This is a genomic window from Nostoc sp. (genome assembly GCF_036917275.1).
Lineage (GTDB): Bacteria > Cyanobacteriota > Cyanobacteriia > Cyanobacteriales > Nostocaceae > Nostoc.
In genome coordinates this window covers 1-11,985 of the sequence record NZ_JBALDF010000008.1, presented here as the reverse complement: position 1 = coordinate 11,985, position 11,985 = coordinate 1, and the positions used below count along the sequence as shown (strand labels likewise).

Genomic DNA, 11,985 nt, shown 5'->3' with positions numbered 1-11,985 from the left:
GCCTTAAAATCATAGTTTTGTCGGGTGTGTTATTGCTGAGGGTAGGGCATCATCTCAGATATTCGGTGCGTTAGGACTAGTGTCCATAACGCACCCTATCAGATTAAAGCCAATGTGGATAAGGGTATGTACACGGTAGCCTAAAAGGGGAGAGGAATGGAAGTGAGGTTAGAGTGTATTGCATATAAACAAGAACCGCTATATAACTCATAACTAAAAACTTTTATGACTGAACTGCTGCAACAAGTACGAATAATCGACCCAGTTTCTGAAATCGACGAACTCTTTGATGTGTTGATTGCTGATGGTTATATCCAAGCAGTGGCTTCGCACATTACTGAAATCAATTCTGATACTCAAATTAGAGATTGTCAGGGATTAGTTCTCGGGCCTGGGTTAGTAGATTTGTACAGCCACTCTGGTGAACCAGGGTTTGAAGAACGGGAAACCCTGTTATCTCTTTTACAAGCTGCTGCGGCTGGTGGCTTTACCAGAGTTAGCATTTTACCCGATACATCCCCAGTTATTGATAACCCTGCGCTTGTAGCACAGTTGCAGCAAAAAAGACGTAAAGAGGTGAGGGAGAAGGAGAAAATTAATTTGGCTCCCCCTGCTTCTCCTCTCCCCCTACTTCATCTCTGGGGTGCTATCACCCTAAATATTGCTGGGAAGCAAATGACAGAATTGGCAGATTTAGCGTCTGCTGGAGTTGTTGGTTTTAGCGATGGTAAGCCCTTAGAAAATTTGGCGCTGCTGCGGGGAGTGTTAGAGTATGTCCAGCCGTTGGGTAAACCAGTAGCATTTTGGCCTAGCGATCGCCAATTAGCAGCAAATGGTGTAATCAGAGAAGGGCCAGATGCTCTGCGTTTCGGTTTACCCCCAATCCCTGCCAGCGCTGAAACTACTGCGATCGCAGCAATGCTTGAATTGGTTGCAGCCATCGGTACACCAGTCCATATCATGCGTGTCTCTACATCTCGCAGCGTGGAATTAATCGCCTCAGCCAAGGCTGCTGGTTTACCCATCACCGCCAGCACCACTTGGATGCACCTTTTACTTGATACAAAAGCAGTTAAGAGTTATAATACCAGCTTGCATTTAGACCCGCCTTTAGGTAATCTGCATGATGTGGCGGCGTTGCGTGCGGGGGTACGTGCAGGTGTGATAGATGCGATCGCTATTGACCACACACCCTACAGCTACGAAGAAAAAGTTCAAGCCTTTGCCGAAGCACCTCCAGGGGCAATTGGTTTCGAGTTAGCATTACCCTTGCTATGGCAATATCTCGTTGAAACTGAGGAATTTACAGCTTTAGAATTATGGCGGGCATTGAGTAGCAGTCCAGCGGAGTGTTTGGGGCAGAAAGTCAGTGCGATCGTACCTGATCAAGCAGCGGAACTTACTTTATTTGATCCCCAACAAACCTGGAAAGTCGAACGGAAAAGTCTTTATACACTTTCACAAAATACACCTTGGTTAGGACAACAGTTGAAGGGTCATGTTGTGCAAACTTGGTGTTAAAAAATGTAAAAAACTTTTTCGATAAAGTCATCTATACTCGCACTTTGTAATCCATCAAAAAGCAGTTCCGCATGATCTGGTTTTAGTGGTTATAAACAGAGTCATTGAGACTACATTTGTAACCGATGCAATCTTTACAGGAGCAGACTTAGAGCAGGTACTTGGGTTGCGTCGCTAAGGCGCGTTGGCGCAGCCCGCCGTAGGCATCGCTACTGATTAAACGCTTACATCTAAGTCTGACTCCAATTCATTCCCAATTCTGACGGCTGACACCTTTCTTCTTTTTTGTTAAACTTCTCTATCACCTGTATGTGAAGAAGTTAACGTCAATAGATAGCCGTCCGGCCCAGTCAAGGTAAATGAACTGTGGATTCTACCTGGTTCGATTTCAGAAACAGTCAGTCCCCACTTCCTAAAAGTATCTCTGGTGGTAGAAACATCATCTACCATCAGATCAAAAGGCGCATTCATTCCAGGAGCGATCGCTTCTGAAGTTGTTCTCAAAACTAAGTGCGTTCCTCCCCGTAATTCTAAAACAGCTAATTGTTCTGATTGGGTGATTAGCCGCAGCCCTATCTTAATAAAAAAATCGCTAGCCTCCGGTACATTACTCACATATAATCTCACATGACCAATCGCCACTGGGGGACGGATATCCTTTTCTTTTGCAATAGTTTCTGGTAGTGACATAGCTTTAATCCAAAAATATTTAGTTACCGTTCAACTCTGTTGATTTTAGTAGGTTTGCCATCTCCCAAATCAGCTTGGTCAAATTCGGCAGTTTTGGGCAAATTTATCTCAACCTTTAAGAAAGTATCTTCTACTTTAGCATTTTGCAATTGTGGCAACTCCATCAGCTTTTACCTAGTAAAACTTGTCATCAAATCTAATCATTTCTTCATCAAGAAAATTTACTATTCCCAAACGCAAATTAGCGGATTTTTTCAACTGCTTAAAATTAGTATTGCCATCAAAAAGTTATCCCTAGAGGGCTAATTTTAGATGTTTAAAATAGGATATTTGATAACTAATTTTACTAAGTTTTTTCTAACATAATTATAGCCAATAATACAGCTATGGCTAAAATATTTATCTATAAATAACCCTTGAGCTTCATCAGATAAAACAGATAAAATTTATTAATTCTGAATTTTCTCATACTGTACACCAGAATCCATAGACGCCTAAAGGGCGATTTTTCATAGAGGAAGGCAGGAGGTTAAGAGCGACTAGCTTAGAACACAGCAATAGATGCAACCATTCATGAAACAAATCTTTTCCCAAGTTGCTTGATTATTTTGGCTGTCTGTGATACCTTTCTTTTTACATCCTACAAAATACTATAAGCCTATTGAGTTGCCGTAGTTTCTGAAATTTCGTTAACTTAGTTACAGGATTTGCAGTTAAGAAGAAATAGTTAATCTATCGAGTTTATCTATTGCAGGCAGTACATTGCGAACTAACGAACTAAAAATTAATCTCTAAGCCAGGGCAACCTTATGAGCAAAATACGTGCTGTGATTGTTGATCCCAATGTGCCGGGGCGTTTGGCACTGAGTGAAGTGACTGCACCAAAGCCTGCTCCAGATGAAGCTTTAGTGCGGGTAGCGGCAATTTCCCTGAATCGGGGAGAGGTGAAACGTTCAACTTCTGCTGAGGCTGGTTGGCAGCCTGGTTGGGACTTGGCAGGTGTAGTGGAAACCCCGGCTGCCGATGGTTCAGGTCCTCCCCAAGGGGCGCGTGTAGTTGGCTTTCGCCGTGCCGGTGCTTGGGCAGAACTTGTGTCTGTTCCCACCAACGCCTTAGCAGAACTGCCGCCATCGGTATCCTTTGCTCAAGCTGCCACACTGCCTGTAGCAGGTTTAACCGCTTATCATGCTGTGCTTAAAGGCGGTTCGCTGTTAGGTCGCCCAGTTCTGGTTACAGGTGCATCAGGAGGTGTTGGTTACTTTGCTATCCAATTGGCGCGGCTGTCAGGGGCGCACGTCGTGGCACACATTCGGCAAGCTGGCTATGAGACTCTGGTCAAGGAAGCAGGGGCACAATCGGTGGTGATTAGCGAAGACCTCTCACCTGCAAGCGAGTATGGCCCCTATCATCTAATTATAGAGTCAGTGGGTGGTAAGACTTTGGGGGTAGCCCTTAGCTTACTGGCACAGGATGGAAAAACTGTGCTGTATGGAGTATCCGGGGGAGCAGAAGTGACATTCAACGCTGGCCAATTCTTTGGAACTGGTAGCGTCAGCCTATATGGTTTACGTCTTTTCGATGAATTGAGATTTGAATCAGCCGCAGTCGGTCTAAAACGGCTTTTGAATTTAGTAGAAGCAGGTCAGTTGCGTCCTCACATTGATTTAGAAGCTTCTTGGACACAAATAGCTGATGTAGCGCAACAACTACTCGACAGGCGTTTTCCTGGCAAGGCTGTATTGCACATTTCCAATTGAGGATTACGAATTATGCTGACTTTTGCTTCAAATTAGATCAGCTTGTAGCGGCTAGTAATCTCAAGATAGATCGCCCATCTTGGATATCCACAATACAGGCTTTCAATCGGCAATATTATTGGTTGGCAAGTAAATTACATTTTTGAGCGTAACTGTGTATGAGTTTAGAGCTAAAACTATCAGGTAAAACAGCGATCGTTACTGGAGGAAGTGCGGGAATTGGTTTAGCCACCGCCAAAGCACTATATAGTGAGGGTGTGAATGTAGCGATGTCTACGACGGGCTACGCCTACGCAGCCCGCAATCAAGAAAGACTAGAAAATGCAGTCGCTGACATCCAGTCTCTATCAACCTCAGGGGCGAAAGTGATTGCTATCAGTGCCGACCTTACAAAAGCAGAGGATGTTGAGAAAGTTGTTTCAACAACATTGGCCCAGTTTGGTCAGATTGATATTTTGATTAATAATGCTGGGTCAGCCCGTGCTGGGTCTTTCCTTGAATCGACTGATGATTTATTTTTGGATGCTTGGAATTTAAAATTATTAGGCTACATTCGCCTAGTTAGAGCCGTTGTCCCCCATCAAAAAAATCGGGGTGATGGGCGGATTGTCAATATAGTTGGCGGTGCAGGACGGACACCTCGTCCTAACTTCCTAGCTGGTGGTACAAGCAATGCAGCTCTGCTCAACTTCACAAAGGGCATTTCTAAAGAGTTAGCTGAGTACAAGATTCGCATTAATGCCATATCGCCCGGTGCTACAGCTACCGAGCGTGCCGAGACTTTAGCCCAGCAGAACGCCCAAGCGCAAGGGATCACCGTCGAGCAAGTGAAGGCACAAAATATCCAAAGTATTCCTTTAAAAAGAATCGCCCAGCCAGAAGAAATTGCCGCGTTGGCGTTATTTTTGGTGTCTGATCTAGCTGCATCGATTACAGGAACAGAGATTATCGTTGATGGCGGATCTACCCCTGGTGTTTAGCAGCTTAAAGAAGTCATTCAATTTTAGATGTTGAATTTTGGATTTTGGATTGAAGGAAAAATCTAAAATCCAAAATTGAATGACTGCCGACTACCTAAATAAAAACATTAGCCTTTGCAAGGTGACTTGTAAAATCTCTTTTTTCTCTCTGCACCCTCCGCGTCTCTGCGGTTAAAAAATCTTTTATTTAACCACAGAGGCAAAGAGTTGCCAGTGCGCCCTTGCGGTTCCCCGACTTGTTCGCTTTTAGCGTTCCCGCTCTTTAGCAACTGGCGCAACACAGAGTTAAGAGGTTAAAGAGGAGTTTTTTGATCTAAATTTTCACCCACCTTAAAAGGGCTAGTCCTAAACATAAACTTCTTGGAGATAAAAAACATGGGTTCTCAATACTTTGACATCAAACCAGTTGCAGGACGTATCGGTGCTGAAATCATCGGTGTTAATCTGAGTTCTAACCTCAGCGATGACATCATTAGCGATATTCGCAAGACTCTAGTCAAATACAAAGTGATCTTTTTCCGTGATCAGCAACAACTTGATGCTGCTGGACAAGTCGCCTTCGCTCGTCGTTTCGGTGAAGTCACTACAGCCCACCCCACTGTACCAGCGCTGCCAGAAAATCCAGAAATCTTAGACCTGAATTATGGCCGCACTACTTCCCGCGCCAATAGCTGGCATACCGATGTGACATTCGTAGACCGTCCTCCTCTCGGCTCTATCTTACGAGCGCTTGACATTCCCCCGACTGGTGGCGACACAATCTGGGCAAACTCTGTAACTGCCTACCAAGATTTACCTACCCATCTGCGTAATCTCGCAGACCAACTTTGGGCAGTACACAGCAACAAATTCGACTATGCAACTGCATTTGACCTACCTGAAGATGCCAAGGCTTACCGGGCTGTCTTCACCTCGACTGTATACGAAACTCTGCACCCAGTTGTACGCGTCCATCCCGAATCTGGGGAGCGGGGGCTATTCATCGGCGGATTTGTGCGTCAGTTCCGTGGCTTATCAACAACTGAATCAGATGACATTCTGCGGCTGTTACAAGCTTACATCACACGTCCTGAGAACACAGTCCGGTGGCGTTGGCAAGTTGGTGACGTAGCCTTTTGGGATAACCGAGCTACTCAACATTATGCGATCGCAGATTACGGCGACCAGCCCCGCCACGTTCAACGAGTGACAATTGTCGGCGATCTCCCAGTCGGCATCGATGGTAAACAAAGTGAAGCTATCAAGGGAGATGCTTCTGGGTACAATCGGCGTGAGGCAGTGACTGCATAATACTTGAGCATGGGGAATAGGGGATGAGTCTTTGATACTCGCCGACGAGTCTTTGATACTCGTGAACGAGTCTTTGATACTCGCCGACGAGTCTTTGATACTCGCCGACAAGTCTTTGATACTCGTGAATGAGTCTTTGATACTCGCTGACGAGTCTTTGATACTCGTGAACGAGTCTTTGATACTCGTGAACGAGTCTTTGATACTCGTGAACGAGTCTTTGATACTCGCCGACGAGTGTTTGATACTCGCTGACGAGTCTTTGATACTCGTGAACGAGTCTTTGAACTCCGTTAATGAGTCTTTCAACTCCACTCCCCTGCCTTCTTTCCCTGCTCCCCACTCCCCTTTGCTGGCACAGAGGGCTGAACGAGGCAAGTTTGACATGGTTTTCCTCGCAGATGGTTTCGCTATATGAGATAGAAATTCTGATTGAATAAGTGGCAGTGTTTTTGAAGCGACGGCTTTGATTTCCTCAAACTTCATCTGATTTGTTAAGTTTTAACAATATAATCAGGTCGTCTCTAGGGAAACTTTTTATAGTGTTGGGCATCCTAACGGTTCTACTATCCTCCTTTGTTTTAACGTTTCACAACGTTACTGTCCGAGTTTTGTTTTCAGAACATCTCGTACTTGGTTTATTTTTACTCGGTGGATACGTTAAACCGGATTTGCAGAATTCATTCTTGCTGATGTTCATGCGAATGCTGCTTGTAGTTCCCCTCATGGCATCTCTATCATTCAAGCTATATCCATCTGCTCTTAAAGAATTAAAAGACTTATTTAATCGCGATGCCTCCGGCGCACTACATGAACGCAGGGATATTCTAATCCAAGCCCTTGGCTGTGGGGTACTGATGTTTGTGTATATTGCCTCACTCTACATTGCTATTGGCTTGATTCCCACAGGCATTGCTTTGACCCTGTTCTTCACCTATCCCGTATTTACAGCGCTGCTGTCTTGGAGGTTTTTTGGCGATCGCCCCACATTGTTCCGTTGGCTAGTGATCGGTATTATTCTAGTGGGAAGCGCTCTCACCATTCCCCAATCTTCTGCCACCTACAGCAGTCATACTATTGCGATCGGCATTTTCGCTAGTGTTAGTGCTGGGATCGTTTACGCCTTTTATTGCATCATTGCTCAAAAATGTTTGGAAAAATTCCATCCAGTTCCCTTTACCTGGATCAGTTTTGCCTGTACTCTATTTCTCTCCGGTGTTAGCTTACTATTCTGGCCAGCTAAAAGCGCCCAACTTGACTGGACACCTTTATGGATTGGCAGCATATTTTCGGGTCTAATCAGCTTTATTGGACACACTCTAAACAATGTAGGAATTCGGATGGTTGGCGCATCTACCGCCTCTATAATTGGCTCTAGCAGTCCAGCATTGACGGCACTAGTTGCATGGGTAACGATTAGCGAAACTTTAAACGTGATTCAAAGTATGGGGATTGGTGTTGTCACATTGGGGATTGCGTTACTTAGTGCCGAAGGTTTTGTTAAATCGCTCAAAAATAGGAGTTAAATTGTGATCAAGCTGGGGACTGGAGAGCGGGGATTGGAGCTTTTAGAATATTTTATGTAATACCAATTATCCAAAATAAAGCTACAGATGCTCTCCTGTAAATCCAGAACAAATCTGACTTTGTTAATTACGAATTTGTATAAGATATGCCTTCCTCCGCTGTCCTTTTTGATTTAGATGGGACTTTGACTGATCCTAAACTTGGGATCACTCGATGTATTCAGTACGCTCTATCTGAACTCGGTTATAAACCACCGGATGCTGATGAATTGCATTGGTGTATTGGCCCACCACTGAAAGACAGCTTTTCGCAGTTATTGAAGACCTTAGATGGCACAGTAATTGAACAGGCTATTTCACTGTATCGCCGTCGCTTTGCCACCATTGGATTATTTGAAAACTCCCTTTATCCTCAGATTCCAGAAATTTTAAAAGCCATTCGTTTTGCTGGTTATAAAACTTTTGTCGCGACTTCCAAACCATACATTTATGCTATGCGGATTATTGAATATTTTGGTTTATCGTTGCTTTTTGATGGTGTTTATAGTAGTGAGCTTGATGGAACGCGAAGCGTTAAAGGCGACTTAATTCACCATATTTTATTAACAGAAAAACTTTTAACTTCCACTGTGGTAATGGTAGGCGATAACTTCGTTAAGCTTTCCTGCGGAACGCTGCGCGAACGCTAACGCTCACATGACATCATTGGAGCCAAGCACCATCACATTGCTTCAATTGGCGTTACCTATGGCTATGGAACTGAGGAGGAATTGAAAGCTCATGGTGCTGACTTGATTGCCCATTCCCCAAGTGATATTCTCAAATTAATAATTCATAAATAATGCCACCATCTTTAACACTGTTCCATAGTTTACTTCTCTTTAGTACCGCTTTCATTGCAGGCGGATTAAACGCTGTCGCGGGTGGTGGAAGCTTTATCACCTTTCCAACTCTTATCTTTACGGGTGTATCCCCGATCGCAGCTAACGCCACGAATAATACTGCGATTTGGGTGGCTGCTCTAGCAAGTGCTGGAGCATATCGTCAAGATTTAAACATCGAGCGGCGAGATTTTTTACTTTTATGTGGTGTCAGTTTAGTTGGTGGTGTAATTGGCTCCGTAGCTTTGTTATATACATCGCCAGATGTGTTTAAAAAGCTTATTCCCTATCTGTTGCTGCTAGCAACGCTGGTGTTTACCTTTGGCGAACCGTTCAAAAAGTGGTTACAGCGTCAAAACCAGAAGTCATCGCCTGAATCTGTACCCTTATTTAATTTGGTACTGGCTCAATTAGCGATCGCAATTTATGGCGGTTTCTTCGGCGCAGGTTTAGGGATTTTAATGCTGGCAACTCTCACATTTTTAGGTATCAAAAGTATTCACACAATAAATGCTTTTAAGACATTTTTAGGGAGTTGTATTAATGGAATTGCGATCGTTCCTTTTATTTTTGCAGGTGTGATTGCTTGGCATCAAGCTATTTTGATGGCAGTAGGTGGCTCTCTTGGTGGTTATTTAAGCGCCCATTATGCTCGTAAACTTGAACCGCACTTAATTCGGAAATTTGTCATGATTATTGCCTTCAGCATGACTGCCTACTTTTTTATTCACGGTTAAGCACTTAGAACTACTGAGGGGTGATGTATGGAAGCATCAACAAAATCGCAGGTCATGCTTCGTGCTTTTGGTTCCATAAATTTTCGCCTGTACTATGCAGATCAGGCAATTTCTCTGATTGGTACGTCAATGACTCAAGTGGCTACTAGATAGCAATACTGTCATCCTTGGTGCAAGTATTTGTATTACAGGCTCAATTTTATTTACAGCATTTTGCATCTAAATGAAGTACATCCTTACCCCCCTTAATCCCCCCGATGTATTGGGGGGAAATTCCCAATCTAGTTCCCTCCCCAATCTATCGGGGAGGGTTAGGGAGGGGTATTTTTGTACTTCATTAACTTGCAATCTGCTGTATATAGCAAATCTCCACCTTCCGCGATCTGGTTCGTTTAAATCTACGTACTGAAGAAACTTAAAAGAAAAATAGCTCTGGCTATTTAAAAGAGTGCATAATCAGCCATAACATCAAAAATTGGTAACAACAATGACTACTATAAATGACCCTGCTGTTTTAGCTGAAGTAACCGATTTGTACCTCAAGTATGAAGAAGCCCTTTCTAATAACAATTTGGAGGTGATGGATAGCTTATTTTGGGATGCGCCCGAAGTAGTGCGGTTTGGCATCACAGAAAACCTCTATGGTGGCGATGAAGTTCGTAACTTTCGTCAGAATCGACCAAACCCAAAAATAGAGCGAGAAATCTCGAATCTCAAGGTTGCAGCCTTTGGGAAAGATGCCGCAACAGCAACTTTAGAATTTCGCCGGATTATCAATGGTGTAGAGCGTTTCGGGCGACAAAGCCAGACTTGGTACAGGTTTACCGAAGGCTGGAAGGTAGTTTCAGCCCATGTTTCATTATTGCCAGTGTGAATTTTAAAACTATGACTAGCATTACCGAAATTGCCCCAGATATCTATCGCATCTCAACCTATGACCCAAAAATAGATATGCAATTCATCCAGTTTTTAGTGAAGGATGAACAACCATTATTATTTCATACGGGTCTAAAGGGGATGTTTCCAATAGTACATAATGCAGTGGCAAAGATTATTGACCCATCACAAATTCGCTGGATTAGCTTTAGCCATTTTGAAGCTGATGAATGTGGATCGCTAAATGAATGGCTGTCCATTGCGCCAAATGCTCAGACAGTTTGTAGCCCCATAGTAGCCTTTGTGAGTGTAGATGATTTTGCAATTCGTCCATCCAAAATTATGCAACACGCTGAAGTTTTAAACACTGGTAAATATAGTTTTCAGTTTCACCATACACCACAAGTTCCTCATGGTTGGGATGCAGGATTATTCTTGGAAACTACTCATAAAACCTTGTTTTGCTCAGACCTTTTCCACCAGTTTGGAGATGTGGAAGCAATAACTGAGTCTGATGTGATTGAACGGTTCCGTCAAACAATTGTCAATTATGAAGCAAGTCCTTTTCCCAATTACATCCCATATACAACACATAGCAATCGCATTCTCCAGGAATTAGCAGATCTCAAGCCGCGTACACTGGCGACAATGCATGGTTCAACGTTTGTGGGAGATGGTGAACGTGCATTGCAGGATCTAGCAGTTGTGCTGCGAGAAGTTTTGGTGAAGGAGTAGACATGACAACTTATCCCGTCGCCTCTAGTCCATCATTACTGTAGCAGGCCGAATCTCTAGCTGCACAACTTGATGCCAAAACTCCAACTGGTATGTAATGATTGTGTCGCACGGCACTGTCATGAGGCTGTTTATTGCTGCTTTTTCTGGCAGGAGTTTGAGCATCCAATGGCTATAGTACTAGTACACCACGGCGTAAATATAGCAACCATTTAAAAGCCCTAAAAAGCCCATTCCATAATACTTTTGAATGAGTGACTTTTGAATGATTGACTTCCACCTTGCGGTACTAGCTTTACCAAATTTAAAATTACTATAAACAATTACTGTAAAAAGCAAATAATAAATAGAGATTTCAATATAGTACATTCATTTGATTGGATTGTATTAAAATCTAGGCATATAGTAAAAGATAGATGGATTTTAGTGCGAACTGATATTTGTAAAATGCCTAATGGAACAATAGTTGACCCCTATTATGTTCTGGAATATCCAACGTGGGTAAATGTTGTAGCTTTAACAAAAAATCAAGAGATTGTATTAGTAAATCAATATCGCCACGGTCTGAAAAAAACGGTTTTAGAATTGCCTAGCGGTGCTGTAGAGGTAGAAGATATTTCGCCACTAGCAGCAACAAAACGCGAACTATTGGAAGAAGGGACTTCCAAGAAATAAATTACTCAACAAAAACCAAGAGTCTAAATTTAAATAATAATGATAATCATTATTTGAGGGGGAAGAGGTGGTTGCCGACGGCAACCGCCTCTTCCCCCTCAAGTATCAATAAAAAACTTTGCACTCTGTAGCAAATTTCAGGTGCATAATCATAATTAGTATGGATAATTTTATTTTGGTAGCCTAAAATTTTTAGGAATCTTGGTTTAAATTAAGTGACTCCACAACAAATATCAATAAACCACTTACCGAGATTGGGAAATTTTTCATGTGTTGAATTGGTAAGACGGTCGATTTGCTGTTCAATTTCATCCATA

The 11,985-nt window shown here is 43.0% G+C and carries 14 protein-coding genes; 11 read left to right on the top strand and 3 right to left on the bottom strand.

Annotation, left to right across the window (positions count from 1 at the left end; all coding sequences use genetic code 11):
• The first annotated feature begins 225 nt into the window (after positions 1 to 225).
• Complete coding sequence (locus V7K35_RS02965) at positions 226 to 1,521, top strand: dihydroorotase (RefSeq protein WP_335076263.1); 1,296 nt, start codon at positions 226 to 228, stop codon at positions 1,519 to 1,521.
• 288 nt (positions 1,522 to 1,809) lie between these two features.
• Here the strand turns inward: V7K35_RS02965 and V7K35_RS02960 are convergent, their stop codons facing one another.
• Positions 1,810 to 2,211, bottom strand: a complete 402-nt coding sequence (locus V7K35_RS02960; RefSeq protein ID WP_335076261.1) for a VOC family protein — start codon at positions 2,209 to 2,211, stop codon at positions 1,810 to 1,812.
• A 23-nt stretch (positions 2,212 to 2,234) separates the two neighbouring features.
• Positions 2,235 to 2,375: a hypothetical protein gene (locus V7K35_RS02955; RefSeq protein WP_335076259.1), complete on the bottom strand. Its 141-nt coding sequence runs from the start codon at positions 2,373 to 2,375 to the stop codon at positions 2,235 to 2,237.
• A gap of 645 nt (positions 2,376 to 3,020) precedes the next feature.
• Here V7K35_RS02955 and V7K35_RS02950 point away from each other — a divergent pair.
• From V7K35_RS02950 to V7K35_RS02910, 9 genes are all read left to right on the top strand, one after another.
• Positions 3,021 to 3,968, top strand: a complete 948-nt coding sequence (locus V7K35_RS02950; RefSeq protein WP_335076257.1) for a zinc-binding dehydrogenase — start codon at positions 3,021 to 3,023, stop codon at positions 3,966 to 3,968.
• A gap of 158 nt (positions 3,969 to 4,126) precedes the next feature.
• Complete coding sequence (locus V7K35_RS02945; protein ID WP_335076255.1) at positions 4,127 to 4,948, top strand: SDR family oxidoreductase; 822 nt, start codon at positions 4,127 to 4,129, stop codon at positions 4,946 to 4,948.
• Positions 4,949 to 5,323: 375 nt separating this feature from the next.
• Positions 5,324 to 6,238 carry a TauD/TfdA dioxygenase family protein gene (locus V7K35_RS02940; RefSeq protein ID WP_335076253.1) on the top strand — a complete coding sequence of 305 codons (915 nt, stop codon included), beginning with the start codon at positions 5,324 to 5,326 and terminating at the stop codon, positions 6,236 to 6,238.
• Positions 6,239 to 6,269: 31 nt separating this feature from the next.
• On the top strand, positions 6,270 to 6,656 hold the full coding sequence (locus V7K35_RS02935) for a hypothetical protein (RefSeq protein WP_335076251.1): 387 nt from the start codon (positions 6,270 to 6,272) through the stop codon (positions 6,654 to 6,656).
• 193 nt (positions 6,657 to 6,849) lie between these two features.
• Positions 6,850 to 7,764, top strand: coding sequence for a DMT family transporter (locus V7K35_RS02930; RefSeq protein ID WP_335076249.1), 915 nt, complete (start codon positions 6,850 to 6,852; stop codon positions 7,762 to 7,764).
• 146 nt (positions 7,765 to 7,910) lie between these two features.
• Positions 7,911 to 8,453 carry an HAD hydrolase-like protein gene (locus V7K35_RS02925; RefSeq protein ID WP_335076247.1) on the top strand — a complete coding sequence of 181 codons (543 nt, stop codon included), beginning with the start codon at positions 7,911 to 7,913 and terminating at the stop codon, positions 8,451 to 8,453.
• A gap of 152 nt (positions 8,454 to 8,605) precedes the next feature.
• Positions 8,606 to 9,382 (top strand): sulfite exporter TauE/SafE family protein, encoded by a 777-nt coding sequence (locus tag V7K35_RS02920; RefSeq protein WP_335076245.1) that lies wholly within the window; start codon positions 8,606 to 8,608, stop codon positions 9,380 to 9,382.
• 487 nt (positions 9,383 to 9,869) lie between these two features.
• A complete protein-coding gene (hpxZ, locus tag V7K35_RS02915; RefSeq protein ID WP_335076243.1) occupies positions 9,870 to 10,256 on the top strand; it encodes an oxalurate catabolism protein HpxZ in 387 nt (128 codons plus the stop codon).
• Positions 10,257 to 10,267: 11 nt separating this feature from the next.
• Positions 10,268 to 10,993 carry a hypothetical protein gene (locus V7K35_RS02910; protein ID WP_335076241.1) on the top strand — a complete coding sequence of 242 codons (726 nt, stop codon included), beginning with the start codon at positions 10,268 to 10,270 and terminating at the stop codon, positions 10,991 to 10,993.
• A gap of 24 nt (positions 10,994 to 11,017) precedes the next feature.
• On the opposite strand, the gene V7K35_RS02905 is transcribed toward V7K35_RS02910, so the two are convergent.
• Entirely contained in the window at positions 11,018 to 11,158 is a 141-nt protein-coding gene (locus tag V7K35_RS02905) for a hypothetical protein (RefSeq protein WP_335076239.1), read from the bottom strand.
• Positions 11,159 to 11,440: 282 nt separating this feature from the next.
• Here V7K35_RS02905 and V7K35_RS02900 point away from each other — a divergent pair, with 282 nt between their 5' ends.
• Positions 11,441 to 11,668: an NUDIX hydrolase gene (locus V7K35_RS02900; RefSeq protein WP_335076237.1), complete on the top strand. Its 228-nt coding sequence runs from the start codon at positions 11,441 to 11,443 to the stop codon at positions 11,666 to 11,668.
• Positions 11,669 to 11,985 lie beyond the last annotated feature (317 nt).

Excerpts from the sequence above, each read along its gene's own strand:
- V7K35_RS02965 (WP_335076263.1), top strand. The coding sequence starts at position 226 with ATGACTGAACTGCTGCAACAAGTACGAATAATCGACCCAGTTTCTGAA.
- V7K35_RS02920 (WP_335076245.1), top strand. The coding sequence starts at position 8,606 with ATGCCACCATCTTTAACACTGTTCCATAGTTTACTTCTCTTTAGTACC.
- V7K35_RS02960 (WP_335076261.1), bottom strand. The coding sequence starts at position 2,211 with ATGTCACTACCAGAAACTATTGCAAAAGAAAAGGATATCCGTCCCCCA.
- V7K35_RS02950 (WP_335076257.1), top strand. The coding sequence starts at position 3,021 with ATGAGCAAAATACGTGCTGTGATTGTTGATCCCAATGTGCCGGGGCGT.
- V7K35_RS02910 (WP_335076241.1), top strand. The coding sequence starts at position 10,268 with ATGACTAGCATTACCGAAATTGCCCCAGATATCTATCGCATCTCAACC.
- V7K35_RS02955 (WP_335076259.1), bottom strand. The coding sequence starts at position 2,375 with ATGGAGTTGCCACAATTGCAAAATGCTAAAGTAGAAGATACTTTCTTA.
- V7K35_RS02945 (WP_335076255.1), top strand. The coding sequence starts at position 4,127 with ATGAGTTTAGAGCTAAAACTATCAGGTAAAACAGCGATCGTTACTGGA.
- hpxZ (WP_335076243.1), top strand. The coding sequence starts at position 9,870 with ATGACTACTATAAATGACCCTGCTGTTTTAGCTGAAGTAACCGATTTG.
- V7K35_RS02940 (WP_335076253.1), top strand. The coding sequence starts at position 5,324 with ATGGGTTCTCAATACTTTGACATCAAACCAGTTGCAGGACGTATCGGT.
- V7K35_RS02925 (WP_335076247.1), top strand. The coding sequence starts at position 7,911 with ATGCCTTCCTCCGCTGTCCTTTTTGATTTAGATGGGACTTTGACTGAT.
- V7K35_RS02905 (WP_335076239.1), bottom strand. The coding sequence starts at position 11,158 with ATGCTCAAACTCCTGCCAGAAAAAGCAGCAATAAACAGCCTCATGACA.
- V7K35_RS02900 (WP_335076237.1), top strand. The coding sequence starts at position 11,441 with ATGCCTAATGGAACAATAGTTGACCCCTATTATGTTCTGGAATATCCA.